Source organism: Paraburkholderia caffeinilytica (assembly GCF_003368325.1).
Taxonomy (GTDB): Bacteria; Pseudomonadota; Gammaproteobacteria; order Burkholderiales; family Burkholderiaceae; genus Paraburkholderia; species Paraburkholderia caffeinilytica.
Window position 1 is genome coordinate 2,993,809 of the sequence record NZ_CP031466.1, and the last position, 24,897, is coordinate 3,018,705.

At 61.8% G+C, this 24,897-nt stretch carries 28 protein-coding genes; 13 read left to right on the top strand and 15 right to left on the bottom strand.

Translation table 11 applies throughout. The features are described 5' to 3' along the window. Window positions 1-92: 92 nt before the first annotated feature. The 8 genes from DSC91_RS13200 to DSC91_RS13235 form a co-directional block, all read right to left on the bottom strand. A complete protein-coding gene (locus DSC91_RS13200; RefSeq protein WP_115778822.1) occupies window positions 93-476 on the bottom strand; it encodes a hypothetical protein in 384 nt (127 codons plus the stop codon). A 123-nt stretch (window positions 477-599) separates the two neighbouring features. After that, the gene (locus DSC91_RS13205) at window positions 600-2,060 is read right to left on the bottom strand and encodes a trypsin-like peptidase domain-containing protein (RefSeq protein ID WP_115778824.1); all 1,461 of its coding nucleotides are present in this window, start codon (window positions 2,058-2,060) and stop codon (window positions 600-602) included. Window positions 2,061-2,338: 278 nt separating this feature from the next. Further along, window positions 2,339-3,541 carry a porin gene (locus DSC91_RS13210; protein WP_115778826.1) on the bottom strand — a complete coding sequence of 401 codons (1,203 nt, stop codon included), beginning with the start codon at window positions 3,539-3,541 and terminating at the stop codon, window positions 2,339-2,341. Window positions 3,542-3,643: 102 nt separating this feature from the next. Further along, window positions 3,644-4,120 carry a TIGR00725 family protein gene (locus DSC91_RS13215; RefSeq protein WP_115779830.1) on the bottom strand — a complete coding sequence of 159 codons (477 nt, stop codon included), beginning with the start codon at window positions 4,118-4,120 and terminating at the stop codon, window positions 3,644-3,646. 70 nt (window positions 4,121-4,190) lie between these two features. Further along, window positions 4,191-5,021 carry an ABC transporter permease gene (locus tag DSC91_RS13220; protein WP_162831388.1) on the bottom strand — a complete coding sequence of 277 codons (831 nt, stop codon included), beginning with the start codon at window positions 5,019-5,021 and terminating at the stop codon, window positions 4,191-4,193. 9 nt (window positions 5,022-5,030) lie between these two features. Next, window positions 5,031-6,131, bottom strand: coding sequence for an extracellular solute-binding protein (locus DSC91_RS13225; RefSeq protein WP_115778830.1), 1,101 nt, complete (start codon window positions 6,129-6,131; stop codon window positions 5,031-5,033). A 27-nt stretch (window positions 6,132-6,158) separates the two neighbouring features. Next, window positions 6,159-7,205 carry an ABC transporter ATP-binding protein gene (locus tag DSC91_RS13230; RefSeq protein ID WP_115778832.1) on the bottom strand — a complete coding sequence of 349 codons (1,047 nt, stop codon included), beginning with the start codon at window positions 7,203-7,205 and terminating at the stop codon, window positions 6,159-6,161. A 4-nt stretch (window positions 7,206-7,209) separates the two neighbouring features. Continuing rightward, on the bottom strand, window positions 7,210-7,941 hold the full coding sequence (locus tag DSC91_RS13235; RefSeq protein ID WP_229758221.1) for an ABC transporter permease: 732 nt from the start codon (window positions 7,939-7,941) through the stop codon (window positions 7,210-7,212). 287 nt (window positions 7,942-8,228) lie between these two features. Between DSC91_RS13235 and DSC91_RS13240 the strand changes: the two genes are divergently transcribed. From DSC91_RS13240 to DSC91_RS13255, 4 genes are all read left to right on the top strand, one after another. Beyond that, window positions 8,229-9,113, top strand: a complete 885-nt coding sequence (locus DSC91_RS13240) for a LysR substrate-binding domain-containing protein (protein WP_115779831.1) — start codon at window positions 8,229-8,231, stop codon at window positions 9,111-9,113. A gap of 320 nt (window positions 9,114-9,433) precedes the next feature. Next, window positions 9,434-9,910 (top strand): helix-turn-helix transcriptional regulator, encoded by a 477-nt coding sequence (locus DSC91_RS13245; protein WP_115778836.1) that lies wholly within the window; start codon window positions 9,434-9,436, stop codon window positions 9,908-9,910. Window positions 9,911-9,930: 20 nt separating this feature from the next. After that, complete coding sequence (locus DSC91_RS13250; RefSeq protein WP_115778838.1) at window positions 9,931-10,347, top strand: VOC family protein; 417 nt, start codon at window positions 9,931-9,933, stop codon at window positions 10,345-10,347. Next, complete coding sequence (locus tag DSC91_RS13255) at window positions 10,344-10,601, top strand: hypothetical protein (RefSeq protein ID WP_115778840.1); 258 nt, start codon at window positions 10,344-10,346, stop codon at window positions 10,599-10,601. Before DSC91_RS13250 ends, DSC91_RS13255 begins: the two co-directional genes overlap by 4 nt. 60 nt (window positions 10,602-10,661) lie before the next feature. On the opposite strand, the gene DSC91_RS13260 is transcribed toward DSC91_RS13255, so the two are convergent. Next, window positions 10,662-10,982 carry a DUF4148 domain-containing protein gene (locus tag DSC91_RS13260; RefSeq protein ID WP_373291850.1) on the bottom strand — a complete coding sequence of 107 codons (321 nt, stop codon included), beginning with the start codon at window positions 10,980-10,982 and terminating at the stop codon, window positions 10,662-10,664. 409 nt (window positions 10,983-11,391) lie between these two features. Here DSC91_RS13260 and DSC91_RS13270 point away from each other — a divergent pair, with 409 nt between their 5' ends. Then, window positions 11,392-11,814: a cupin domain-containing protein gene (locus DSC91_RS13270; protein WP_229758222.1), complete on the top strand. Its 423-nt coding sequence runs from the start codon at window positions 11,392-11,394 to the stop codon at window positions 11,812-11,814. A 161-nt stretch (window positions 11,815-11,975) separates the two neighbouring features. On the opposite strand, the gene DSC91_RS13275 is transcribed toward DSC91_RS13270, so the two are convergent. Next, window positions 11,976-12,914 (bottom strand): LysR substrate-binding domain-containing protein, encoded by a 939-nt coding sequence (locus DSC91_RS13275; protein WP_115779832.1) that lies wholly within the window; start codon window positions 12,912-12,914, stop codon window positions 11,976-11,978. Between the two features lie 80 nt (window positions 12,915-12,994). Between DSC91_RS13275 and DSC91_RS13280 the strand changes: the two genes are divergently transcribed. Then, the gene (locus DSC91_RS13280; RefSeq protein ID WP_115778846.1) at window positions 12,995-13,393 is read left to right on the top strand and encodes a nuclear transport factor 2 family protein; all 399 of its coding nucleotides are present in this window, start codon (window positions 12,995-12,997) and stop codon (window positions 13,391-13,393) included. Window positions 13,394-13,493: 100 nt separating this feature from the next. Here the strand turns inward: DSC91_RS13280 and DSC91_RS13285 are convergent, their stop codons facing one another. The 4 genes from DSC91_RS13285 to DSC91_RS13300 form a co-directional block, all read right to left on the bottom strand. Further along, on the bottom strand, window positions 13,494-14,264 hold the full coding sequence (locus DSC91_RS13285) for an ATP-binding cassette domain-containing protein (protein ID WP_115778848.1): 771 nt from the start codon (window positions 14,262-14,264) through the stop codon (window positions 13,494-13,496). Further along, the gene (locus DSC91_RS13290) at window positions 14,264-15,253 is read right to left on the bottom strand and encodes an ABC transporter permease (RefSeq protein ID WP_229758208.1); all 990 of its coding nucleotides are present in this window, start codon (window positions 15,251-15,253) and stop codon (window positions 14,264-14,266) included. The genes DSC91_RS13285 and DSC91_RS13290 overlap by 1 nt, the downstream gene beginning before the upstream one ends. An 8-nt stretch (window positions 15,254-15,261) precedes the next feature. Next, window positions 15,262-16,350 carry a sugar ABC transporter substrate-binding protein gene (locus tag DSC91_RS13295; protein ID WP_115778852.1) on the bottom strand — a complete coding sequence of 363 codons (1,089 nt, stop codon included), beginning with the start codon at window positions 16,348-16,350 and terminating at the stop codon, window positions 15,262-15,264. A 448-nt stretch (window positions 16,351-16,798) separates the two neighbouring features. Continuing rightward, window positions 16,799-17,533, bottom strand: coding sequence for a FadR/GntR family transcriptional regulator (locus tag DSC91_RS13300; RefSeq protein ID WP_115778854.1), 735 nt, complete (start codon window positions 17,531-17,533; stop codon window positions 16,799-16,801). 847 nt (window positions 17,534-18,380) lie between these two features. Here DSC91_RS13300 and DSC91_RS13305 point away from each other — a divergent pair. The 7 genes from DSC91_RS13305 (at window position 18,381) to DSC91_RS13330 (ending at window position 24,244) form a co-directional block, all read left to right on the top strand. Then, window positions 18,381-18,587: a hypothetical protein gene (locus tag DSC91_RS13305; RefSeq protein ID WP_054034863.1), complete on the top strand. Its 207-nt coding sequence runs from the start codon at window positions 18,381-18,383 to the stop codon at window positions 18,585-18,587. A 40-nt stretch (window positions 18,588-18,627) separates the two neighbouring features. Beyond that, the gene (locus DSC91_RS37460; RefSeq protein WP_162831389.1) at window positions 18,628-18,786 is read left to right on the top strand and encodes a hypothetical protein; all 159 of its coding nucleotides are present in this window, start codon (window positions 18,628-18,630) and stop codon (window positions 18,784-18,786) included. A 403-nt stretch (window positions 18,787-19,189) separates the two neighbouring features. Continuing rightward, window positions 19,190-20,527, top strand: coding sequence for an MFS transporter (locus DSC91_RS13310; RefSeq protein ID WP_115778856.1), 1,338 nt, complete (start codon window positions 19,190-19,192; stop codon window positions 20,525-20,527). Window positions 20,528-20,600: 73 nt separating this feature from the next. Continuing rightward, window positions 20,601-21,818, top strand: a complete 1,218-nt coding sequence (locus DSC91_RS13315; protein WP_115778859.1) for an acyl-CoA dehydrogenase family protein — start codon at window positions 20,601-20,603, stop codon at window positions 21,816-21,818. Window positions 21,819-21,853: 35 nt separating this feature from the next. Beyond that, entirely contained in the window at window positions 21,854-22,390 is a 537-nt protein-coding gene (gene hpaC / locus DSC91_RS13320) for a 4-hydroxyphenylacetate 3-monooxygenase, reductase component (protein ID WP_115778861.1), read from the top strand. A 2-nt stretch (window positions 22,391-22,392) separates the two neighbouring features. Continuing rightward, window positions 22,393-23,109, top strand: a complete 717-nt coding sequence (locus DSC91_RS13325; RefSeq protein ID WP_115779833.1) for an EthD family reductase — start codon at window positions 22,393-22,395, stop codon at window positions 23,107-23,109. 154 nt (window positions 23,110-23,263) lie between these two features. Further along, complete coding sequence (locus DSC91_RS13330) at window positions 23,264-24,244, top strand: LysR family transcriptional regulator (protein WP_229758209.1); 981 nt, start codon at window positions 23,264-23,266, stop codon at window positions 24,242-24,244. 106 nt (window positions 24,245-24,350) lie between these two features. On the opposite strand, the gene DSC91_RS13335 is transcribed toward DSC91_RS13330, so the two are convergent. Next, window positions 24,351-24,644, bottom strand: coding sequence for a GYD domain-containing protein (locus DSC91_RS13335; RefSeq protein ID WP_115778863.1), 294 nt, complete (start codon window positions 24,642-24,644; stop codon window positions 24,351-24,353). Window positions 24,645-24,897 lie beyond the last annotated feature (253 nt).

Genomic DNA, 24,897 nt, shown 5'->3' on the forward strand with positions numbered 1-24,897 from the left:
CCGGTTGCCGCGTCGAGCGGTTATACGGCCGCAGGCCGGCCGTCAGCAGCCGCGCGCCGTGCGCGCGGCTGAATCCTGCGTTGTTCTCAGGACTACGCTTTTCGGTCCAGCAAATCTGCGGCGACGGACTTCGCATGCGCGACAGCCTCGTGCGCGTCCGGGAATACGCCGAGCTGTTCCCAATGTTCTTCGACCGCGTATGTTCCCTTCACACCGAGTGCCCGTTGTACGCGCAATTGCGCCGCGTACCTGCCGTCCTCCAGGGGGCGAGCGGTTGCTATCACTTTGTGCGGAAGATCGGCTCTCTCCGGCTGAGTCAACTCGACAGGACCGCCCGGCTCGCCGATATCGGTGAGCGCATTCCTCGTTTTGCAGTCTGGGCAGTAGAAACACCACCCGGCGTCCTCGTGAATGGATCTAACCTGCCCGCGGGCCAGCACGGCGCGACATTCAACGTTTTCGCAGATGAACGGCATAGCAGTCTCCGGAGTTGTTTGCGGGAAATCCTAGCATGACCGGCGACGGCCAACCATCGGCATTGTCGCCGTGCCTGTTCTGCGCGCTAGCCGCACCCTAGGCTGTGCACATCCGAAGTCTCGTCATCTAACCGCGACCGAGACAAAACTGCGCGCGTGGTTGCGCTGGATCAGCACGGCCACCTGCTTCCCTGCCTTGGCTTCCAGCGCGGTCACGTCCGCCTGCGTTTCGACGAGTGTGTCATTGAGCGACAAAACGATATCGCCTGGCTGGATGCCGGCGCTTGCCGCCGGCCCGTCGACACCGTCCACCATCAGGCCAACGGCCAGGTCGCTCGCGCGCCGCTCCTCCTCATTCAGCGGATGCATGCGCAAACCCAGGCGATCCCCTGGGCCGCCTTCGGCGGGTCGAGCTTTGGGGCTTTCCGCGGACGCGCCGACCATCACTGTGAGTGTCATCGGCCTTCGATTGCGGATTAGCTTGAGTGTGGTTTTCGTCCCGGGCGGCAAAGCCGCCGCATTCTCGCCAAGTTCGGCGGCGCGATCAATCGGCTTGTCGCCGATCCGGACGATCACGTCGCCTGGCTTCAGGCCGCTCGCGGCGGCCGTTGTGCCGGGCGCGACGGAATTGACCAGCGCACCTGCCGGTCGCGGCAAGCCAAAGGCCACGGCCAGACCGGGGCCGACGTCCTGTACGTCCACGCCAAGACCGCCCGGCGAGGTCGCTGGCGCAGCTTGCAGCTGCGATCGCACCTTGGCCGCCATGTTGATCGGGATGGCGAGGGTCAGGCTGGGGGACCTGTCCGCGTCCGCGTAAATCTGTACGTCGATGCCGACTACCTCGCCGGCACGGTTGAACAGCGGGCCGCCCGAATTGTCCGTGTTGGCGACGATATCGGTTTGGAAAAAGGGGAAACTGCTCCCGTCCTGGAGCGTGCGGGACGTGGCGCTGACAATGCCGGCGGCAACGGTATTCGCAAAGCTGTCGGGCGAGCCGATCGCCAGCACCGATTCACCGATGCGCACCCGCGACGAATCGCCAAGCTTGACCGTCGGCAGCTTCGTGGCATCGATCTGAAGCACCGCCACGTCGCTCTGGGTGTCGACCGCCAGGACCTTTGCCTTGAACTCGCGTCGATCGGTGAGTCGGACCGTTACTTCTTCGGCCTGATCCACCACGTGAGCGGTGGTCAGAATGATGCCGTCCGGACTGACGATAAAACCCGAGCCCGTACCCGTGATGGCGCGTGCCGCCCCGTCTTGAGACGCCTGTGATTTCGGCGTCACATGCTTAACGAAGGCAAGAAGGGGATCGTCGGAATCGATTACCGCGGGAGCGGGTGCCGACGACGACTGCTCGGCGGCTGTCGCGCTGATATTCACGACAGCAGGCCCGTATCGCTCCACGATGGTCGGAAAGTCAATCGATGCCGAAGCGCCGGCCGGTGGAACCCGCTTCTCCTTCACAGGCGGCGGAGCGACTGCCGCGGCATTCGCAGTCGGATGCAGACACAGATAGCCGGACAGAAACGCCGTTGTCAGGGCAGCGTGCAGCAAGGTGCGCGCAAGAGTCGGTGCAAACACAGTGCACCTCCATGGAGATCGTCATGCCAGGGCCAGGCGCGTGGTCAATGGGCCGATCGATACGCGAACGCATCGAATGCACCGGTACGACAATGCGCGACCTTCGCCTACTAGAATTTATAGCGGAGAGGCGGGGGAATTGCAGCGAGTGCAAATCCTGGTGTGCGGCTGCCCGCACATAGAGTCGCGGCAACGCCGCGACTCGCCTTGATATGCGTGCCGGATATTCGATTTGCGTGGCGGAGGGAAGTCAGGCGGCGACGTGCGCCGCCTGCCACCTAGAACGTCTGGCGGATACCCACTCGAACGAGTGTTTGCACATTGGTCGCCGACGAAATTCCGTTCCCCACGTCGCCGACCGAGGCCGTCGCGTCGACCGTATTGCCGAACGCATCGAGCGTTTTGCCGCTCGCCCTCTGGTAACCGACCAGTCCGTAAAGTGCCGTGCGCCTGGACAGGAAGTAATACGACGCAAGGTTGAACTGGTTGTACTTCGGAGCCGACGCGCCTTTGATGGAACTGCCCTGCGTGTAGTCGTAACCTGCGGCGACGCGCAGCGCCGGCGTCGCCTGCCAGGACACTGTCGCGCCCGCCGAGTTGAACGTCTCCTTGCCGGAGAACAACGAGAAGCTGCCGGCCTGGTATTGCGTGTTGCTGTACGACACGCCGAGCGTCACCGAGCCGATCTGGTACGTGCTTGCCGCCGCAATAATCTGCTGGCTCCTTGCCGACGCAAAGCCCTCATTGATCGACGAAGCGAACGTGCCGTCATACGCGCTGGTCCAGGCGCCGCCATTGGCCCCGTAGGCGTTGGTCGCTTGCATGTAGGCCGCACCGATGGCGAACGGACCACGGGTGTATTGGCCGCCCACGCTCCACGTGCTCTGGTTCTTGACGCTGCCCGCCTGACCGCCGAAGCCGTACAGCGCGCCGAACTGAAGCCCCGAAAATACCGGGCTCGTGTACTTGATCGAGTTGTTCTCGCGCGACTGATTGTCGATGTTATCCAGATCGCCGGGGTGCGCGCCCATGCCCGTCAGGAAGGTCCCCGCGCTGATGCTGCCGACGAAGTCGACGATCGGATCGTACTGGCGGCCCAGCGTGAGCTTGCCGAGCTTCGTGCTCGACAACCCCATCCAGGCCTGACGGCCGAACTCGCGGCCGCCCTGGCCGAGCTGCCCCGTGCCGATGTTAAAACCGTTCTCCAGCTGGAACACCGCCGACAGGCCGTCACCCAGGTCTTCGTTGCCCTTCAGCCCCCAGCGGTCGCCGGACCACGTGCCGCTCGCAAATGCATAGTTCGATGCATTGCTGTAGACGGCCGGCTTGCCCGACGCACCCTTGGTCTGCAGGACGCGTTGGCCGCTCGTATAGCCAAGGCCTGCGTCGACAATCCCGTAGAGGGTCACGCTGCTCTGGGCGTGCGCGGTAATCGACAGGCTGCTCAATGCGAGCAAGGTCGCGGTGGTTTTTTTAAACATGATAAGGATGCCTATTTTTTAGAGAGAAGTGACCAACTAATCCGAATACCTGCTACAGCATTGCCACGGGCGCGAGCCGGTCGCTCGCACCCGTATTCCGTTTCAGTCCTTCGCTGTCTGTGTCTGCCTCGCGGTGACAAGCCAGTTCGCCACGCGGGCAACGAGCGTATCGACATCGTCGAACACCTCGGCCCCCAGTACCGACGGTGCGCCCAACAGGGTGAAGACCGGCTTGTTCCACTGCAGGCCAAGCGCCATCTCCGAGAGCGTGCCCAGCCCGCCTCCTATCGCGACGAGACAGAGCGAAGCCCGCGCGATCAACGCATTTCGCGTGATACCCAGTCCGGTTGGCAGCGCCACGGTAAGAAACGGGTTGGCCTCGTTCGCATCGTCCTCGGGCAGCAGGCCGATCACGATGCCGCCCGCGCGTGTCGCGCCGAGCGCGGCCGCCTCCATCACCCCGCCTTTGCCGCCGCAGAGAATCGTCATGCCGGTGCCGGCCAATGCGTAGGCCAGGTTTCTCGCCGCCTGCAGTTGTTCCGGTGTGGCTTCTCTTGGACCGATCAGGCCGACCGGCATCGCATGCCGCAGTGGCCCCGCCTGGTGGACCGCCAGTTTCTGCAGCGCCAGATACGCGGCGTTGGACCATTCAGTGTCGTCGTTGCCGTGCAAGGCATTCTCCTAGTGCCAGAACGCACGTGCAGACCGCCATCAACACCAGCGAAAGCGCGGCTGCCTGCGGAAAATCCGTCTGTCCGTCTGAAAGTTTCAGGTACATCAGTAGCGGCAGGATATTGATCTGCGTCCCGGCGAGCGCGAGCGCGGTACCGTAGGTTCCCAGTGCAATCGACGTGACGAGGCACCAGGCCGCGGCGATCGACGGCCACAGTTCCCGCAACGCCACATCGAAGAGCGCCCGCAGCGGCGAAGCGCCCAGCGTCAGCGCGGCTTCGATCGGACGGCGGTCCAGGTTGGCGATCGCCGGATAAAGCATCAGCGCCACGCGTGGAATCAGGTAGTACGCGTAGGCCGCGACCAGACCCGCCGTCGTATAGATCAGCGCCCCGACCGTGGCCGGGTCGGCGCCGAGGCGAGCGAAGAGGCTCGTCACGAAACCGGCGCGGCCGAAGGCGAGAATGAACCCGTACGCAATCACCAGACCCGAAAACGCCAACGGCACACCGAGCAGCGCGAGCAACCAGCCGCGCCGCTGCGGCGGTTGTCCGGCCAGCACCATCGCCAGCGGCAGCCCCACCGCCAGCGACACGGTGCCGGCGGCAAGCGCCAGCGCGAGCGAGTGACCGAGCGCGCTGACCACCAGCGGATCGTGAGCCAGGCGCACGAAGGCCGCGCCGTTCCCCTCGGCCGCCGAGACCAGCAGTGCGCCGAGCGGCAACACAAAGAACACGGCGAGGAGCAGGCCCGCCGGAGCCGCGCCGAAACGGCGCGCGAGTCCTTCGTTCATCGAGGAAATTCCCATCGCCGCCCCTTATTTCGCGAGCGCGGCCTGCGCCCACAACTGGTCGACTTCCGCCTTCTTCGCCGCGGCCTTGACCACGTCGAGCGGATGCATCTGCGGCACGTCGGGCATCTTCGCGCGAATGTCCGCCGAGAGCTGCACGTCCGGCACCGCGGGACGCACGTAGCCTTGCGCGAACAGCGCCTGGCCGACGTCGCTCATGACCAGGTTCAACCAGAGACGCGCCGCGTTCGGATTCGGGCCGTCCTTCACGAGACTGATGGCATACGGCGCGGAAACCGTCGCTTCCTTCGGGATCACCACCTCGACGGCGTCGCCCATGCCGTCGGCGTACTTCGCTTTGAGGCCGTCGTTTTCGTAGCCGATCAGGATCGGAATCTCACCCTTGACGAACTTCGCGTACGGGGTGGTGCCTTCGACGCGCATCACGTTGCCCGCTTCGCGCAACTTGCCGAAAAACTCCGCGCCCGGTTTCGGATTGTCGACGCTGCCGCCGAACGCATAGGCCGCGGCGAAGACCGCGACCTGCCCCTGTCCGGTCGAACGCGGGTCCAGATAGACCACCGAGTTCCGGTACTCAGGCTTGAGCAGATCAGCCCAGCCGTGCGGAACGTCCTTGACGAGCTTGCGGTTGACCAGCAAGGCAATGTTCAGCGAATGAACCGTGAACCAGCGGCCGTCGCGCTCGCGAAACACCGGCGGCAGCTTGTCGAAATTGAGCGGCTTGAACGGCGCCACCACGTCCTTGTTGACGGCGTCCAGCGCGGACGCGGCAAAATAGTACGCGGTGTCGGCCTGCGGACGCCGCCGCGACTTGTCCAGCGCCACCACGGTCGCAGCCGAGCCGATGTCGTTGTACGTGATCTCGACTTTCGGATAGCGCTTTCTGAACTCGGCGAACAGCGCCTTCCAGTTGGCCCATTCGGGACCGGTGTCGAACGACACGACAAGCCCCTCGTCCGCCGCCTTCGCGTACAACGCGTCTTCTCCGGGGTAAAGCGGTGCGTCTGGCGCGGCATGAGCGCCAGATGCGGCAGTCAGTATCGACAATGCACAAACGACTCCGGCGACACGGCGGACTCGCGACAAAAGACTAAGTCCTGCAAGCATTCTGGTTCTCCGTCAAACAGGGATGAATTAGCGAAACTGACTGGTTTGCGCGGGCAGCACGCGCAAATGTTCGGGGTCGATGGCAATGGCGTGTTCGGCAAGACGGCGCCCTTCGCACAGAAGCGGTTTCTGGGTGGCCTCCGGAACGAAGTCGTAGCGGCACGTCGCCCCGAAGTAGCGCACCTCGGCGCGGCGGCCGGCGAGCCGGTTGACCGCGCTCGCCGGCGGATCGGGCTGCACGTGCTCGGGACGAAGCAGGACCTCGACCTGGTCGCCAGGACGGAAAGCACGGGTGTCGGCGGCCAGCAGCGCAAAGGAAACGTCGACCGTGCCGTTCGCGATCACGCGTCCCGGCATCACGCTCGAATGCCCGACGAAGCGCGCGACCTGGGTCGATACCGGCTGGTCATAGAGACGCTCGGGCGTATCCACCTGCAAGACACGCCCGCCGTCGACCACGGCGACGCGGTCCGCAAGGCTCAACGCTTCGTCCTGATCGTGCGTGACCAGCAGGGTGGTGGCGCCGCATGCGCGTTGCAGCGTGCGAATCTCGTCGCGCAGCTGCTGGCGGATGCCTGCGTCTAGCGCCGCAAGCGGTTCGTCGAGCAGCAGCACCTTCGGTTCGAAGGCCAGCGCACGAGCCAGCGCGACGCGCTGCTGCTGCCCGCCCGACAGCAAGGTCGTGCGCCGCCCGGCGTGTTCGGCAAGACCGACCCGTTCGAGCATCTCGAGCGCGCGAGCCCGGCGTTTCGCGGCGTCGATGCCGCGCATTCGCAGCCCGTAGGCCACGTTGTCCAGCACGTTCAGATGCGGGAAAAGCGCGTATTGCTGGAACACCATGCCGACCTCGCGGCGCCACACCGGCACGCCCGCCACGTCGCGCCCGTCGATCGCAATCCGTCCTCGATAGCCGTCCAGCAGGCCCGCGGTGAGCCGCAGGATCGTCGACTTGCCGGAACCGCTTCGGCCCATCACGGCGAGCAGCTCGCCCGGCGTGACCGACAGCGTGACGGCTTCGATGCCGTGTTGCGCGCCGGGATAGGTAAAGCTCACGTTGTCGAAATGGAGGCTCATCGTTTCACTTCAGTCGTTGAACAGTGTTGATCGATACCAGGGTCGCGATCACCGCGAGGCACAGCAGCACCACGGTGGCGGCGCACGCCATGCCGGTCGCGCCGTAAAACGCCTGCAGCAGCACCACCGGATAGTTCCGGTAGCGAAAGCCGGCAATCAGATTGGACACCTGGAATTCGCCGATCGACAATGCGGCCACCATGACGAGCCCCGAGAACAGGCTCTGCCGAAGGTTGGGCAAGACGATCGTGAAGAACTGCCGTAGCGGCGTGGCGCCAAGCGTCGCCGCGCAGGCTTCGAGGCGTGCGATGTCGAGGTGGCGCAAGTCGCTCAGCAGCGTTTGCGTGAGGTACGGCAAGGTCAGCACCGTATGGGCGGCAATCAGCAACGGCAACGATCCGAGCCATGGCAGCGTGTCGCCGCTGAAAACAGCGATGTAACCGAAACCCAGCGTGAGCGCGGGCACCCCCACCGGCAGCAACGCGACCAGCCGCGCCGTCATGCCGCGGCCGGAGAGCGAGCGATAGTGCAGCGCATATGCGAGCGGCAAACCGATCACCGCAGCCGCGCAGCAACAGGCCAGCGCGACCATCAGGCTCACGCCGAAAGCGCGCCGGAAACTCGTGTTGGCGGCAAGGTCCGCGAACCAGTGTCCGGTGACGCCGGTCGGCAGCAATGTGTTGGTCCACGTTTCACCGAACGCGCCGACCAGCAGCAAAGCGATCGGCAGCAGCATGTAGATCGCAAAGAGCACCACCACGGTATGAAGCGCGACGCGCCGGATCGACGCAAAGCGTCCGCTGCTGTGACGAGCGGGAACATGGGGCTGGATGACCGGTGCGGCAGGCGTTTGCATGCAAGCTTTCCTCGTGAAACGGACTGAAACCCGCGCGTCTCGACTGGACTTGACGGAAGGTTTCGATTTGCTTGCAAGTGTGCGGACACGACATGGCGTCGTCATGAAAAAAACGTACAAAACGCGCATTGCGCTGTGCGCATCCGGAATACTTCGACGCCAACCCGATGAAACACCTCTACCCGAACGTCAGCGAATTACTCGCCTTCACAAGCTCCGCCAAGCACCTGAACTTCTCCCGGGCGGCGCGTGAACTGGGACTGACGCCCAGCGCGATCAGCCGGCAGATCGCCAGTCTGGAAAATTCATTCGGGGTGCAGCTTTTCATTCGGGACGGCCGCAATCTCGTGCTCACGCGGGCGGGCAGCCTCTACCTCGCGCGCGTGGCCAGCCCGTTGCGCGACCTGGGCAACGCGTCGCTCGAACTCATGAGCGCCGCCGGGCAGAGCGACGTGCTGACGATCGCGAGCGTGCCGACATTCACGACCAAATGGCTGATTCCCCGGCTGCCGGAATTTCTGTCGAGCACCCCGGGACTCACGATCAGCTTCACCCGGCACCTGGCGCACGGCGATCCGTTTCCGCTGGATCTGGACGCGGCTATCCGCTATGGCGATGGAAGTTGGGAGGGAGTCCAATGCGATTACATCGACGGGCGCACGTTTCTGCTTGTCTGCGCGCCGGAATGTCAGCAAAGGTATGCATTACGACGGTTGCAGGATGCCGCGCGCGTGCCTCGGCTGTTGCACAGCCAGGCTGAACAGGTATGGAGTCAATGGGCCGATTTCTACGACGTACGCGACATGCAAGTGCTCGCGGGTCCGCGTTTCGAGCAATACTCCGTGCTGATCCAGGCCGCTCAGGCAGGTCTGGGACTGGCGCTCATCCCGGCCTTTCTCGTGCGCGACAACCTCGCCGCCGGCACGCTCGTCGAGCCGCTGACGGCTCCCATCGACGTCGATCATGGACACTACCTCTGCTATTTCCCGGGACGCATCGAGACACAACCAGGGTTGAAGCGTTTCCGGGAATGGATGTTGTCCAAGGTGTGAGACTCGATACGCCGGAACAGGCGTTGCCGGCGTCGGCGAGCGCCAGTGTGCCGCTTTGCGGGTACCCGTGTTGAGCCTAAACTACCCGGATACCGTCGGCTCCCCAGGAACTCATGCCTCCTCGCGAAGACCATAACGCCCAGCCGCTCGCCTCGCCTGCTTTGTCGACCGGAGTTAGCGCTTTAGCGCTTACTCCGGTCCCATGCGGCCCGCCGCGGTCGACCGGAGTTAGCGCTTTAGCGCTTACTCCGGTCCCATGCAGCCCGTCGCGGTCGACCGGAGTTAGCGCTTCAGCGCTTGCTCCGGTCCCATGCAAGACGATGGCCGCGCCGGTCGGCGCCGACGCATTGGAGGACCCGGCCCTGCTGCGCCGCCTGCTACGCGCGAAGGACCGCATGGACGCCGCCTCGCACGAGGCCTGGCCGGTCAAGCGCCTCGCCGAGGTCAGCGGCGTCTCCGAAGCCCATTTCGCGCGCTCCTTCAAGCGCGCCTTCGGCCTCCCGCCACACCGCTACCTGCTGACACGGCGCATCGAGCAGGCCACCACCCTGTTGCGCGACACCGAACTCAGCGTCACGGAAATTGCCTTCGCCACCGGCTGGGAAAGCCTGGGTACCTTCGGCCGCATCTTCCGCGACATCACCGGCCAAAGCCCCGGCGCCCTGCGCCTCGAGGCCCAGGCCAACCTGCCGCAACTCGACCGCGTGCCCGCCTGCGTCCTGAAGGCCGCGCAGCGCCCCGACCTCAACATCGCAGTTTTGGAGAAGCGCCGCCGCGTGGTCAAAGATACAGTCTGACCATCAACCAGGGAGGTGCCATGAACCAGGGTATTAATGTGGTGGGCTTATACGTCGACAACCAGGACGACGCGCTCACGTTCTACGTCGACAAACTCGGATTCCGTGTCCACACGGACGTCAGCAACGGTCCCTACCGCTGGCTCACGGTCCAGCATCCGGATCAGCCTTCGTTCCAGCTCGGCCTGTTCAAACCTGGCCCGCCCGTCCACGACGAGGCCACCGCGCAAACCCTGCGCGCCATGGTCGCCAAGGGAGCCATGCCGCCCCTGGTCCTCTCCGTGGCCGACTGTCGCGCCAGCTACGAGAAGCTGAAAGCCCTGGGCGTGGAATTCACCCAGGAGCCGGTAGACCGCTTCGGCAGCGTCGACGCCGGATTCCGCGACCCCGCCGGCAACGGCTGGAAGATGATCCAGGCCCCGCGGAGCACGACATGAGCGCCAGCACCTGGATTCGTCGGTCTCACCGGTGGGTGGCTATTGTCTTCACGCTGACGGTCATCGCCAACTTTGTCGCCATGGCCCGGGGCAACGGCGTCCCGCCGCCCTGGATCACCTACGCGCCGCTGCTGCCGCTGGCCCTCCTGTTGTTCTCGGGGCTCTACCTGTTTGCTTTGCCCTACTTCAGCCGCGACAACAGCCGTCATGGCCCGCAGCGTTCTGTCGGCGACCACGAGGCGCCACTCGCTTGAAGAGCGCCCGTGAATAGGCCGAAGCAAGTAACCAACGATGGCTTGTGAGGCTCGCGAGCTTCAGTGACCGAAGTAGATCGAGTGAGTATTTACGGTTGCCGTCGGCGCACCCGCCTGCGACGAACCATCCGGCGCTCCGCCTACACCCGTGCTCCCCTGCGCCGCGTCATTCTGCGCTTGAACACGCGCCTCCGCTGCCTGAATATTCTTCGGGTAGTACACATCTTTGGCGGCCGGCCGGTACCCGGCCTGTTCTACTCGGATCAGGTCCGCGCGCACTTCGGCCCGCGTCAACGGAGCCGTAGCGTCCTGCGCGAAAGAGGCAACTGGGGTGGCGAATATGCCGGCAATCAACGCTGCATGGATAAGGGTCTTCATGATGAAACTCCTTTTGAGCTTAGGCTGGGTTAGCTTCGGGTCACTGTGACCGAAGCTTCCAATCTCATCACCTCGTGGAAACGGGAGTGAGTGCTCCTTATTCTGTACAGCGAAGATGGATGCACGCTGACGCTCACATTACATCGGTGTCATGTTGGCATCGCATCACGTGCGTCGACGATATCGAGTTGCAGGTCTCGCCCCAGAAATCGGTGAACCAGCAGCCCACGATGGCCTTGTCGTCATCTTTTATGCGCTACCGCCAGATCAGTTAAGCAATGGTCATTCGACATTGATGAAAGGATCGCTGACAATCCAAGCGAACCTTCACCACAGGCTATATCCGTTAGAGACGAGGCGAACAGTGTCCAACCAAGCACGCGAGCTGTTGAAGGCAACCGAAATTGACGCAATGGAGCCTCGGCGCTCCGTCCATCCATTGAATGAACGAGCGGTTCGCTTTAAAAAATCGCTAAGCGAAATGACCGGACTCACCCAGTTCGGCTTTCATCTCGTAACGCTCCAACCCGGGCACGACTCCACCGAATATCATCGCCACCTCTACGAAGAGGAATGTATCTACATCCTCTCAGGCAATGGCGAGGCGCTGATTGACAATCACGTACACGAAGTGGGACCAGGCGACTTCATGGGTTTTGCACGCGGAGGCGCTGCACATACATTGTCGAACACGGGTCACCTCCCACTCGTCCTTATCGTCGCCGGTCAGAGACTGGAGCAGGATGTTTGCGACTATCCACACAAAGGCAAGCGCCTGTACGCGGCCGGCACCAATAAGGTTTTCGTGGACCTGCCCAAAGACAGTGAGGACTAAGGGGTTGTCCTTCGGCACTCACAACGACACAGGTACGTCGATCGCTGACACCCATCAGCGGGCCCGGTGTCAAGTGAGCAAACAATACCTTCGACTGCCTGAGCAGCCGATTTCGATTGCACTGACCGAATGCAGCAGCCGGGCGCACCCGTTTCGTCGATTCATGGCTGCGCCAGCCGCACGAGAAGGTCGGCCAAGGCACGAATTTTCGGCTGGGCCGCACGTTGAGACGGATATACCAGAAAGTACGACGCACCGTTGCGCACCACCTCGCGAAACGGCGTCACCAGGGAACCTGCATTGAGTCTTTCCTGCGCCATGCGTGGATCGCCGATTGCAACTCCATGACCCTCCGCTGCGGCCGTGAGCGTCAATTCGAGCGTGTCGAATACAAGCCCTTGCCGGGCGTTGATTTGAGCCGCCCCAACACCATCGACCCAACAACACCATTCCGCGTGCCCTGGTCCGGGATGCAGCAGCGTCGCGTCCGCGAGATCAGCGACCGATCTGAGAGTCGCAGCCAATGCGGGTGTGCACATTGGCGTGAGCGTCTCGGCAAACAGCGGCACGGCTTCCACGCCCGCCCACTGTCCGGTGCCACGCACGACGATCGCATCGACGTCCGACTTGGTGAAATCCGGCACATCGTCAGCGGATGTCGAGATCCGCAGTTCAGTTTCGCCCAGCGCATTATTGATTTCCGCCAGCCGCGGGAGCAACCAGCGAATCGCAAACGTGGACGGCAATCGCAGCGTAATCACCGACGTCGCGCCATGCTGGATGTCGGCATGCTGAACGAGTTGCGTCAGCACGTGGACCGCCACCGCCAGCAGCGTGTCGCCTTCCGCCGTCAATGCCAGCCCCGACGCGTGGCGCACGAACAGCGCACATTGATAGTGCGCTTCCAGCTGCTGAATCTGCCGACTGACTGCTCCCTGCGTGCGGCATAGATGATCTGCGGCCTTACTCACGCTGCCGAGAGACGCCGCAGCGACGAACGCCTGAAACCCGGCTAGCGAAGGCAGTGGGCGCGTCAGATCTCCCAGCGGGTATGTTCCGGTTGCATACCCGGCTTGCGGATTTTTCGATTGTTCGCTCATCGGCGCGTTGCTATCGTGTTTCAACCAGGGGCGTGCTCGTTTGACCGGGCCGCATCATAAACGAATTGTCGGAGGTTACTGTGGTGTCGTCGCCGGAATTACTCTACACGCAGCAGGTTCGCACCTACCTCAAAGAGCTGGAACGCGGCGACGTCGCCGCGATCTGCGCGCTGTTTGCACCGAATGCACAGATTTTCTCGCCGTTTCTCGGCTGGGTGCAAGCTGCGCCGTTCTTTGCCAAAGTCAGCGAAGCATCGGGAGAGAGCACGATCAGGCCTATCGACATCTGCGTGAGCACAACGGGAGCTCGACGTGCGACGGGTTACTTCATCTACGATTGGGTGCTGAAAGACGGTTCGGCCGTGAGCTTCGAGTGCGTCGATGTGTTCGAGTTCGACGCCAGCGGTCTGGTCGAGCGCATGATAATTGTGTACGACACTTATCCAATCCGCAGCACGGTCGGCGATAAGTACGCATAGCATGCGGCGTACCGGTCGGCAACGTATCTCATGAGGCCAATGTTGAAAGCGCGGGTGGGTCACGTCCAACTCGAATGCTCACACACGTAGCCGTCCGGTGTCAGTTCGTCGTTGCCCGCATTGCCCGATATTCACGTCGCACGATATCCATCAGCTCCTCGACCGACGTGCTGGCTGCCTCTCGCTGGTAAGTGACACGCCCGCGTTGCATCAGCATCACACGATCCGCGATGTCGAGCGTCTGGGCATAGTTGTGCATGATCATGACGATGGACAAACCGCCTTTATTCTTGAGTCGAAGAATCAGGTCGATGATCAGTCCGGCCTCGCGGGCGCCCATCGCGGCGAGCGGCTCGTCAAGCAACAATATCCTGGCATTCGAGTTGACCGCGCGAGCGACCGCGATGGCCTGCCGCTGTCCACCGGAGAGCTGTTCGACCGGCAGGTCGACCGACGGTACGTGCACGCCGATTTCTTCAAGACACTCCGCGGCGCGCTCACGCATGGCGCGATTGTTCAACAGGCGAAACGGCCCTCGACGGATGATTTCCCGATTCAGGAACATGTTGTGATAAATGCTCAGCGAATTGGCAAGCGCCAGATCCTGGTAGACGCATTCAATGCCGAGTGAGCGGGCGTGATCGACCGAACGAAGCAGGGTTTCCTCGCCACCTACAAAAAGCTTGCCGCTGGTCTGCTGATGAAACCCGGTCAGAATCTTGATCAATGTCGATTTGCCCGCGCCATTATCGCCAAGCACGCCAAGAATCTCACCCTGTCTTAGCGTCAGCGTCACGCCGTCGAGTGCGGTGACCGCGCCGAATCGCTTGACAATATCTTCGCCGCGCAGCGCCTCCAGCACCTCGGCCATCACAACTCCCCTTTGCGCGCGAGACGAACCACGTGGATATTGAAGATCATGGCCCCGAGAATCGCCGCGCCGAGAATCATGTTGAAGGTGAAGGCGTTGATGCCGATCAGCGTGAAGCCGTCGTTCAGAATGCCAAGCACCGCCGCACCGATCAGCCCACCGATGATCGTGCCCGATCCACCGGCGAGCGGCGTGCCGCCAATCACGGCAGCAGCAACGGCGAGAAACATGATCTGGTTGCCGCCCGCTTGCGGATCGATCGACGTGATACGAAAACCCTCCAGAATCCCGGTAAAGCCGGCTAACAGCGCGGCAAGAATAAAGTTGCCGAGCTTCAGCCGCCTGACCTGTATCCCGGCCTCGCTCGCGCCCAACTGATTCGCGCCCGAGGCGATCGTATGCAAACCCCAGCGCGTATGACGAAGCAGCACGTGCATGACGGCCGCAATAGTCAGCGTCCAGATGATCTCGCTGTATCCCCATCCTCCCATGAACGCCGCGAATGCGGAATCCTCGGGCGGTGAAACCGGCGTGCCCCGTGAGATCGTCAGCGTGAGACCGTTCACGAAGAACAAAGTACCGAGCGTCGTCACGAAGGATGGAATGCGCAGATACACCGTCACGGCGCCGTTAATGAGCCCGACGAGCCCTGCCGCGATGACGCCGGTCAACATCGCCAACCATGCGGGCAAGCCTGCCTCGAGAGAAAAATGCATGATGAAAGGCGCAAACGCAAAAACCATCCCGGCGGAAAGATCGATCTCCCCGCCGATCATCAGCATGATTTCACCAAAGGCAATGATCGCCACCGGGGCGATGAACTGCGAGAGATTCTGAAGACTCGCGCCCGTCAGCAGGAAGTCATGGTTGACTGTCTCGAAGTAGATGCAAAGGATGAGTGCGACGGCAAGAATGCGAATCTCGCTGGAACGCCCGAGCGCGCTTGACCAGCGCCTCGGACGTCGAGCGGGTTGTTGAGCGTCCGGCACGGCGGAGGTCACCCTTTGATCGCGCCCGTGCGTGGCACGATCTGGGCTTTCGTGCTTTTGCCCTCATAGCGCGTCGAAGTGTTCAGGTAGGGTTCGACGCTGCCCTTGGTGACGAATTTCAGACCCGTGTTGATATTGGCCGGCCCAACGAGGCCACCGGATGAAAGAAAGATGAAGGCCTCCAGCACCGTATAGAAACCTTGCACGTAAGGCTGCTGGTCGATCGTGAAGTCCAGGAAACCTTCGTGGATCAGATCGACCGTGCGCGGCAACAGATCAAAGCCGCCGCCGTGGACACCTTTGGAGGGCAGATTGGACTCCTTCATCACCTCGGCGACGCCCTGGGTACTGCCCGCGTCCACGGCAAACATGCCTTTGAGATCCTGATGGCCGAGAAAGAAGGATTTGATCTTCGATAGTTCTTCGTTGACGGTCGCGCCGGTGGCGATGGTCTGCACGTCGATCTTCTTGCCCGACTTCTTGATCGCAGCCGCCGCGCCGTCAAGCCGGGGCTGAATGTTGAGTTGGCCCGGCGTCGCGATAAAGAGCGCAACGAGCCCGCTGTCGATGAGGCTCACGATTCGCTCGCCCATCTGGTAGCCGGACAGATAAAGATCCTGGCCGATATAGGCAAGGCGCGGATTCGTCGAGCCCGAGGGCGCATCGGCGTTATAGGCGAACACGGGAATGCCGGCGTCGAGCGCGGCCTGGATCGGCTTGTCGAACGCCTTGGGGTCGACGATCGGTACGGCGATCGCGTCAGCTTTCCCGGCAATCGCAGCGTTAACGGCATTCACCATTTCGCCGATGTCGGCATTGGCCGAGCCGGTCCATTGATAGTCCATGCCCAGCAACGCGGTGGCATCCTGAATGCCGTATTGCGTGGGCACGAAGAACGGATTCGTTGTGACGTGGTTGACGAACACGATCTTCCAGCGCTTGTGCGCCGGGAACGGCCCGGCTTCCGCCGCCTGGGCCGGCGTGATCATGCCGCCCATCAGCGCCAGTGCCGCGGACAGGCCCGCACCCTGCAGCAATCCGCGACGCATGCCCTGCACTTCGTCCTTATCGTCCTTGCTTTCCTTCGCTTGCGTCATCTCAATCTCCCGTCTCTCAGTTGTTGAACACTTCAATGTTCATGACGGCGCAAGCAGGAAAAGCCCCGGCAAGAAAAGCACCGGAGCCGGGCATCATTTCTTTCATGAAACCCACGTGCACGCGCGTACGCATGACTACCCACCAGAAAATGCTATATCACGCCTTTTTAGCTACTAATCGATGTATACCCTTAACTAGTCCGACTAATTAATTTATTGCGGTGCAGCGCGGCCGTCCTCATTCGCCTTCGACCGTGCAATACAACACGGCAACAGGACAGGCCTCGCTCGCCATCCGCAGGTCGTACGTTGTCGAAATGATCTTCGCGATACACCACTTCAATAGTATTACTATCGAGTCGGCGCACGGAACGAAAGGGACATGAAGAACCGTACGCGCCACTCGCCATGCTCTGCCCAATAGTTGGGCCCAGCCGCCCCGCTCGTATCAGGGTTGTGTCTGAAACTGGCTGCCGGTTTCCAGAACGCGTTCGGCGTCCGCGCGCGCATTGTCGAGCTGAACCAGACTTGCTTGCCGTGCGCCCAACGGGTCGCGGCTCTGGATTGCAGTGAGAATCGCCTTGTGCCGCGGCAACGAAAGCGCGTGTGTGTCGGGATGGCGACTCGTCAGCTTGATCGATTCCGTCAGCGCAAGTGAAAGCATGTTGCCAATATAGGCCAGCAGGTCGTTGTGCGTGGCCGCCATGATTGCGCGGTGAAACTCGAGGTCCGGATCGAGTAGCGCGCTTGCGGTTTCCGCATGCTCCATCTGGTCGTAAGCCAATGCAATGCGCGCGAGATCGTCGCTTGTTGCAGCCGTGGCGGCGAGTGCAGCCGCCGCGGGTTCGATGACGCGGCGCACAGTCAGAAGCGAACTGAAGAACTCGCCTTCTGGAACACTGTTGATTGTCCAGAACAGGACATCGGGATCAAGCATATGCCAGTCCGCGCGAGGCTTCACGACACTGCCCACACGCGGTTTCGACACGACCAGCCCTTTTGCCACGAGCACACGGGTGGCCTCGCGCAGCACGGGACGGCTAACGCCATAGCGCTCGCACAGGTCGGCCTCGGCAGGCAAGCGCTGGCCCGGCTGTACTTTGCCGCCGACGATATCCATGCCAAGCTCCTGCACAATGCGGCCGTGCAGGCTCTTGCGCTGTTGCAGATGACGGTAGTCCATGGTCAACGATCGAGGTCGTGTCCGGCTCAGTTTCGCGCCGGCCGGTGCGGCGTTCTGGATGGCACGTACCTCGTCGTCGACACGGGGGAGGCGAGTTGTGTGGAGATACTTGCCGGTCCCAGCATAGCACGCGACGTTTTGCGGCAATCGAGTCCGATTCGACTGGCTATTGCACTGCAAGCAGGACGTTTGCAATCACACCGGTTGCAATGACGGCGGCGGGCGCGCCGAGTAACGAAATGACCAGGAGCGGTGCGGCGATTGTCAACTTCATGGCGTTGCCTCCGGGAAAATAACTCGTAAGCAGCGTGGCGTTCGAAGGCGTGTCGGCCACGAAGCACCTGCTGCGTGTTGATTGTTCCGCTACGCGACGCGGCGCTCATCAACGCTCACAACGTCTGCGCTGGCCAATCATGTCACAAGAACGCCTGTTCGCCAAAACCACGCGAGAAGGCTTCGCGGGTTCGAGTCACGTGGCGCCGTGGCGTCACGGGAGTACGCAGGCTGACGCGTGGAAGCGTTGCCACGAGATTGACTCGAAGCAGTCCGACACGCATCGAGTCTGTGCGCTGACGAACATCTCGTATGAAGCGCCACACGATTGCCCGTCGACGGGTCATGCTGCGCTGCGACGGCATTGCAGAGGCATCGCAAATATATTGAAAAAAGCTTTTCCCACATATTGATCTGTTGGACACCTCAGCATTAAGATGGGTCCGTTGGCGCGCGACATGTCATCCAGAAGCAAGAGGACAGCTCGCAGCAGCCATCCCCGAATTGATCCTGCTCGCGAAGCGAGGCCAACGGATCAGCTTCCCAGCAAAGCAGGTTTAGCCAGGAGACGGAGATGCTCAGTCCGCATGAATTCGCGACTCTCATGCTGCTCAAGGATGCGCCGGATTGGCTGAGCCTTGACGGTGCCGATCTGGAAGCGCTTCTGGACCGTCAGCTCGTCACGCTGGAAAACCTCCCTTCCGGGCAGCAGCGTCCGCTGATCACCCACGACGGACAGATGTTTCTCAAGGCTGCAGCTCGTATCCTGAACGACGAATGACACGTATCGCTTGATCAGCTTCACTGTCAAGGAGTGTTCCGTGGCCGAATCGTGGACAGGAATCGTCGTGGGTCTGTGCGGGTTGAGCGCCGCCGTGCTGCTGGTCGCCGTTCACTATTGGCGCGAAATCACGCGGCAGCGGAAACTCAGGCGGATGGACCATCGCGATTGGTGGGAAGTGATGCGCGACAGGCACTGAAGTGCAATAGTGCAATAGCACGCCGTGCATTGGTCCGATACTGGCTAACGCCACGTGCGGCTTCGGCCTGCTCTCCTCGACGTTGAATAGCCGTGCGAGCGCGGGGCTTGCCATCAATACTTCGACATACTGATTTTCAGCTATTGCAGACATGCAAGTAGCTGAAATGTCTGGTGCCGTGGATGTCCGCGAATAACGCGTTGGAATTCTGACGCGACGCAGACTTTATTCAACGGCACGCGTCGTCATGAACGCCGTTCATGTCGTTCATTTTTGTCCCGAATTTGACCGTCTTTTGTCGCGGCCATATTGTGCGGACATGCCATCCCCGTTCGTATCGCCATACCTGCCGATCTGAGTTGTCGAGAGGCGGGCTCTCCCACATCGTGCCCTGCCAGATACCATGAACCCTGACGCAACAGCTACGCTTGCTCCCCTATCCGACCGGCGTCCGACCAGCAAGGTTCGCCGCGCGGTGACGACTGCCGTGCTCGGCCAGATCCTCGAATGGTACGACTTTTTTCTGTACGGAACGGCCGCCGCGCTGGTGTTCGGCCGGCTCTTCTTCCCCATAGGCAGCGATCCGCTGACTGGGACGATTGCCGCGTTCGGCGGCTTTACGGTCGGCTTCATCGCCCGCCCGATTGGTGGCGTGCTCTGCGGCCATATCGGAGACCGGTACGGCCGCAAGACGGTCATGATGCTGACGCTTTTGATGATGGGCAGCGCGACCGTCCTAATGGGCCTCTTGCCGACCTATCAGCAGATCGGGATCGCAGCCCCCATCATGCTGGTCCTGCTGCGCATCGTGCAGGGCCTTGCTGCCGGCGGAGAATGGAGCGGCAGCATTTTGCTCATCCACGAAAACGCACCCGCATCGAAGCGCGGCGCACTGGCTGCGTGGAGTCCGTGCGGCGCTGCATTCGGCTTCGTTCTTTCCACCGCTGCATTCCTGCTCGTGCAGACGCTTTCGTCTTCCGACTTTCAAAGTTGGGGCTGGCGCGTGCCGTTCCTGTGCAGCGCCGCGTTAGTCGCGCTCGGACTGTGGATGCGTCGCTCCGTGGATGAAAGCGCTGAGTTCGCCGAGGTCAAGGCTGCGCACCGCGGCAGTCGCATGCCGATTATCGAAGTGCTGCGCCAATGTCCGCGTCAGGTGCTGACCGTTTTCGGCCTGCGCTTTGGCGAAGGCGCTGCGTCGTACATCTTCTTCGCTTTTTCGATTGCCTACGGCAGGTTTGTCGGCCTGCCATCGAGCTGGATTCTGGGTGGATTGACCGTGTCCATGCTGCTGATGATCCCCGTTTCGCTCGTGATGGGTCACGTGACGGACAAGATCGGCCGCAAGCCGGTTTATCTTGCCGGAGCAATCGCAATGGTTCTGGTTGCCTACCCTTACTTCCTGCTGCTTGGATCGGGCGTGCTATGGAAAGTCGTCCTGGCCCTCGTCCTCGCCAACAGCATCACGCTGGGTATCCTCGAAGGCGCCCAGCCTGCTTTCATCAGCGAATTGCTGCCCGTCCATCTACGTTTCTCGGGTCTCGGCATTGGCCGCGAGGTGTCGTCGGTACTCGGCGGCGGCCTGTCGCCGATGATCGCGACGGCGCTGCTCGCGCACTACCGTAGCGCCGCGCCAGTCGCGATTTACCTCGTTGTTCTCGGACTGATCACCATGCTGGCGACCTGTCTTGCGCCCGAGACCTTCCCAAAGGCGTTGAGACTTCAGGCGAAAGAAAGTGCTTAACACCGTCAAGTGGCAGCGCCCCGGCGGCGCCGCGCGAGACGGATCGATTACTCAATTACGACACCCTGCCATCATGCAAAGCCTCCAAAGTGCCAGTCTTCCGACGCACGCCTACGAACCTCGCGTCATCGATCAAGCCGACCCGTATCCGGAGTACGCGGGTCCCCTTACCCTCGACGTCCTGATCGAGGAAATAGCGCGTCGCAGGGACGAGTTCGATCAACTCTCGCATGTTCCGCGCGACATGATCGCGAAGATGAAACGCGCGGGCATCTTTCGGGCAAGTACGCCGCGCCGTTTCGGTGGAGACGCGCTGCCGCCGCCGCAGTTTCTGCGCATGCTCGAACGGATCGCGATCGCCGACGGATCGACCGCGTGGGTCGCCGCGTTCGGGTCCGCGAATACCTATCTCGCGTCGCTCCCCATCGAAACGCAGCAGCATATCTATGCAAAAGGACCGGATCAGGTTTTCGCCGGCGGACTCTATCCGTTGCAGCCGGCCGCCAAAGTACCGGGTGGCTTCATGGTCAGCGGACAATGGCGATTCGCAAGCGGTTGCAAGGGCGCGGACTGGATCGGTGTAGGGATCGGCGGTACGCCCGCCAATTCGGGTGACACCGGCGCGGGAAAGCCGTTCACTGCTGTATTCGCGGCGCACGAGGTCGAGATCGTCGAGAACTGGAATGTCGTCGGCATGCAGGGCACCGGCAGCCACGATCTGCGGCTTCGCGACAAATTCGTCGATGCGCAATGGACATTCGTTCGCGGCGGGCAAGCGCTGATCGACGAACCGCTCTACCGCTATCCCGCCGTTGCCTACCAGGCGCAAGTGCACGCCGCGGTCAACATCGGCCTCGCGCGTGCAGCGCTCGACCTGCTGACCGACATGTCCGGATCGACAAAAACCACCACCGGTGCTCCACGTCTTGCAGACCGCGGTTACTACCGCTCCGGTCTCGCGAAAGCGGAGGCCAACTGGCGCAGCGCGCGCGCGTTCTTCTACGAGTCCTCCGAGTCGGCGTGGCAGACGATCGTCGCCGGCGATCCTGTGACACAGGATCAGGCCAATCTGATGCGCCTCAGTGCGACTCACGCCGCACAACTGTGTGCCGAAGTCGTGATGCACGCGTATCAGTTGGCGGGCATCGCGGCGATCTACCGCGAGAACCGGCTGCAGCGATTGGTGCGCGACTCGATTGTCGTGACGCAGCATGCGTTCCTTGGAGAAGGCACCTACGACGCATCGGGCGCGCTGTTTGCAGGCATCGCGCCGGTCACGCCGTATCCCTGAAGAGGCCCGTGACACACGAAAGCGACAGGACAATCATGACTATCGAAGACAGCAAACGGCGTTTCCGCGATGCGATGGCCTGCCTGCCGGCGGCCGTCAACATCATCACCACCGACGGCCCGAGCGGACGTAGCGGAATTACCGCAAGCGCAGTCTGTTCCGTAACGGATGCGCCGCCCACAATGCTCGTTTGTATCAATCAGGCCAGTTATGTGCACGATGTTCTGCATCACAACCGGAACGTGTGCATCAACGTGCTGGCTGCGGAATGCCAGGACGTCGCGCGGGATTTCGCCGGCATGACGGCCTGCTCGATGGACGAGCGGTTCGAACGTCATGCGTGGACGATCGGGCATCGGTCGGCGCCCGTCCTCTCGCATGCGATTGCAAGCCTCGAAGGCGAGATTGTCGACCTCAAGAGTGTCGGCTCGCATTCGGTCATGTTTGTGGAAATCAGGCATGTTTCGATCAGGTCGGGCGGCGACGGACTGATCTACTTTGGCCGGCAGTTCCACCGTCTTGCGCGGCTGGAAGCAACGGCGCAGTCCGTCGTCGCAAGCGCCGCGAGGTGAACGTGGAAGTCTGCCTGTTTCTTATCGGCTATCGCAGTGACACGCACCGGGAGCCGCGCGACGTCGATACATCGCTTGTCGAGGCGGCATCCCGGAACGTGGAAGGGCTGCGACGCTTCGTGATCCATCGCGCTGTCGAGTCGGCGAATGGCGACCCGCTGTCGCAAGAAGATGGTTTGAAACCAACCTGCGTGCTGCAGTGGTATTTCGACGATCTCGATCTTGGCGAGACAGCGCTTCAGCGTGACGGTGCGGCACACACGATCGTGGACCACACGACAGACGCCGCCCAAGGCCGTCTTGCATTCACGCAGCAACTCATGGCGGTGAGACGATTCGCTACGCCAAATGCTCACGACTCCGGCAATCCGTCTGAAAAATGCACGTATCTCGTCGGCTACGAAGGGGAAGCACGCGACTTCAATGCGTGGCTGACGCACTATCTGACGCATCACCCTCCGCTCATGGCGCAACTCCCCGGCATTCGCGAGCTCGAAATCTATACGCGCGTCGACTATCGAACCGGCTTGAACATTCCGCGAGCGACTGCCATGCAGCGGAACAAGGTCGTGTTCGACGATCCCGCAGCGCTGGCCCAGGCGTTGGCCTCGCCGGTCCGTGCGCGGATGAAGCAGGATTTCGACGCATTTCCGGCATACAGCGGTCCGGCCTCGCATTTCCCTATGCACAGCATTTACGGTAACCTGAATCGGACGTAAAGCCGGACGCAATTAGTTCCAACCGGTCCGGCGCTGTCACTTCCCCGCTCTGCGACCCGGATGTTGTTGCGCCGAAAGTTGCGCGTCCGTCCTAACAGCCAGTGTCTGACGCAACGCGATCGTCAGACTCCTTCACTGCCGCGATTCGAACGTCATGACAAAGTCGCACCCTGGCATTACGGATTTGAATCTGCTGCGCGTGTTTCTGGCCATCTCGGATCTACGCAGCCTGACCGCCGCGGGCGAACGCCTCGGACTCACGCAACCCGCCGTTAGCCATGCGCTCCGGCGGCTGCGTGCGTTATTCGACGATCCGCTCTTCGTCCGCACGCCCAGCGGCATGGTCCCCACCGATGCGGCACTGCGTTTGCACGCACCGCTCACGCAGGCATTCGAAATCATCAACGCGGCGGTGCAGCAGCTCGCGAAATTCGACCCCGCTACGACGACGCGCGTATTCCGCGTGTCAATGTCGGATATGTCGGAGTTCTATTTCCTGCCGCCGCTTCTCTCGATGCTCGACCGCACTGCGCGCGGCATCCGGATCGAGATTGCCAATGTCTCCGTCGACTCCGTGAGTGCCGCGATGCGCAGCGGTGAAATCGACCTCGCGCTCGGTTACGTTCCGGGTCTGGATCCCGGTTGTGTGAGCAGGACGCTATTCTTCGACGAACACGTTTGCGTGGTGCGGGCGGGTCATCCTTTGCGCAAACTGAAGCCAACCAAGGAAGACCTCGCGGGTTTGCGCTACGTCTACGCAAGCACGAATGCAACCGGACACCGGATGGTCGAGCAATGGCTGGAGGAATTGAATCTGCGCCGGGATATCGTGCTGCGCCTGCCTCATTTTGTAGTCGCGCCCGAGATCGTCCAGAACACCGATCTCGCAGTCATTTTCCCCAGGAGCATCGCGCAGCGCTTCAACCGCAACAAGTCCTTCCGCATCCTCCCGTTGCCTTTCTCGTTGCCGCGCATCGAAATTCAGGTTCATTGTCATAGCCAGTTCTCGGCGGATCCAGGCATCGCATGGCTGCTCGACTCCATATACGATATGTTTCATCAACCCGACCCGCCTGAAGGCACAACGTTCGAGGCCGCCTCCGCTTCGTCCGCCGTTGGCGCGCGAGGGGCTTGATCCACGCGAATGTCTACCAAGCAATCGCGTCTACTCGTGACGCTTGCCGACGTACATAGCAAAGACGCCGCGGGAAGCAGCCGATTGCGAGCCGCATGTCGGTCTGTTATGGGAGTTTGCCGAGAAGAGCGCCGAGTTCGTCTTTCTTGAATGCACGGAGCGTTTGCGTGCGGACATTGCCCGCGGAGCCGAGCGCGAGGCCGAATGACATGAAGCTTTGCTCGTCCGGTGCTTCCACGATCGTGACAATGTCATATTGGCCCATCGTCCAGTAGATCTCTTTCATTTCACAGCCAAAGCTCTTGGCCATTTCCGCCGCTTGACCGGCCCGCTGCGTTGTGTTTTTGACGGCGCGAATACCCTGATCGGTAAACTGCGCAAGAACCACATAAGTCGCCATGACGATTCCCCTTACGAATACGACGAGTCGGGATTCAGACACGCAGGCTCGACTGCGAACGCCACTGCAATCGAGTTGCTCGAAAGCGTTCTGCGCGTAACCTGATTTTAGGCAATGGAATCGCGCGTCACTGGCTGTTTGGCGGCTTGGACAGTCGAGGAGGCGCGAGGCCGATCGCATCAATCTCGACACCTAACGTTTCCGATGGGAAAAGTTGCTCAATGGCCACATGAGCCGGACATGTGCTGGACGC

What these genes read in the sequence shown, in the direction of transcription:
- DSC91_RS13235 (WP_229758221.1), bottom strand. Translation starts at nt 7,941, where the DNA reads ATGCTGCTGCCGATCGCTTTGCTGCTGGTCGGCGCGTTCGGTGAAACG.
- DSC91_RS13240 (WP_115779831.1), top strand. Translation starts at nt 8,229, where the DNA reads ATGAAACACCTCTACCCGAACGTCAGCGAATTACTCGCCTTCACAAGC.
- DSC91_RS13225 (WP_115778830.1), bottom strand. Translation starts at nt 6,131, where the DNA reads ATGCTTGCAGGACTTAGTCTTTTGTCGCGAGTCCGCCGTGTCGCCGGA.
- DSC91_RS13250 (WP_115778838.1), top strand. Translation starts at nt 9,931, where the DNA reads ATGAACCAGGGTATTAATGTGGTGGGCTTATACGTCGACAACCAGGAC.
- DSC91_RS13300 (WP_115778854.1), bottom strand. Translation starts at nt 17,533, where the DNA reads ATGGACTACCGTCATCTGCAACAGCGCAAGAGCCTGCACGGCCGCATT.
- DSC91_RS13310 (WP_115778856.1), top strand. Translation starts at nt 19,190, where the DNA reads ATGAACCCTGACGCAACAGCTACGCTTGCTCCCCTATCCGACCGGCGT.
- DSC91_RS13305 (WP_054034863.1), top strand. Translation starts at nt 18,381, where the DNA reads ATGCTCAGTCCGCATGAATTCGCGACTCTCATGCTGCTCAAGGATGCG.
- hpaC (WP_115778861.1), top strand. Translation starts at nt 21,854, where the DNA reads ATGACTATCGAAGACAGCAAACGGCGTTTCCGCGATGCGATGGCCTGC.
- DSC91_RS13275 (WP_115779832.1), bottom strand. Translation starts at nt 12,914, where the DNA reads ATGAGCGAACAATCGAAAAATCCGCAAGCCGGGTATGCAACCGGAACA.
- DSC91_RS13295 (WP_115778852.1), bottom strand. Translation starts at nt 16,350, where the DNA reads ATGACGCAAGCGAAGGAAAGCAAGGACGATAAGGACGAAGTGCAGGGC.
- DSC91_RS13255 (WP_115778840.1), top strand. Translation starts at nt 10,344, where the DNA reads ATGAGCGCCAGCACCTGGATTCGTCGGTCTCACCGGTGGGTGGCTATT.
- DSC91_RS13245 (WP_115778836.1), top strand. Translation starts at nt 9,434, where the DNA reads ATGGCCGCGCCGGTCGGCGCCGACGCATTGGAGGACCCGGCCCTGCTG.
- DSC91_RS13335 (WP_115778863.1), bottom strand. Translation starts at nt 24,644, where the DNA reads ATGGCGACTTATGTGGTTCTTGCGCAGTTTACCGATCAGGGTATTCGC.
- DSC91_RS13210 (WP_115778826.1), bottom strand. Translation starts at nt 3,541, where the DNA reads ATGTTTAAAAAAACCACCGCGACCTTGCTCGCATTGAGCAGCCTGTCG.
- DSC91_RS13330 (WP_229758209.1), top strand. Translation starts at nt 23,264, where the DNA reads ATGACAAAGTCGCACCCTGGCATTACGGATTTGAATCTGCTGCGCGTG.
- DSC91_RS13215 (WP_115779830.1), bottom strand. Translation starts at nt 4,120, where the DNA reads ATGCCGGTCGGCCTGATCGGTCCAAGAGAAGCCACACCGGAACAACTG.
- DSC91_RS13315 (WP_115778859.1), top strand. Translation starts at nt 20,601, where the DNA reads ATGCAAAGCCTCCAAAGTGCCAGTCTTCCGACGCACGCCTACGAACCT.
- DSC91_RS13220 (WP_162831388.1), bottom strand. Translation starts at nt 5,021, where the DNA reads ATGGGAATTTCCTCGATGAACGAAGGACTCGCGCGCCGTTTCGGCGCG.
- DSC91_RS13270 (WP_229758222.1), top strand. Translation starts at nt 11,392, where the DNA reads ATGGAGCCTCGGCGCTCCGTCCATCCATTGAATGAACGAGCGGTTCGC.
- DSC91_RS13200 (WP_115778822.1), bottom strand. Translation starts at nt 476, where the DNA reads ATGCCGTTCATCTGCGAAAACGTTGAATGTCGCGCCGTGCTGGCCCGC.
- DSC91_RS13230 (WP_115778832.1), bottom strand. Translation starts at nt 7,205, where the DNA reads ATGAGCCTCCATTTCGACAACGTGAGCTTTACCTATCCCGGCGCGCAA.
- DSC91_RS13285 (WP_115778848.1), bottom strand. Translation starts at nt 14,264, where the DNA reads ATGGCCGAGGTGCTGGAGGCGCTGCGCGGCGAAGATATTGTCAAGCGA.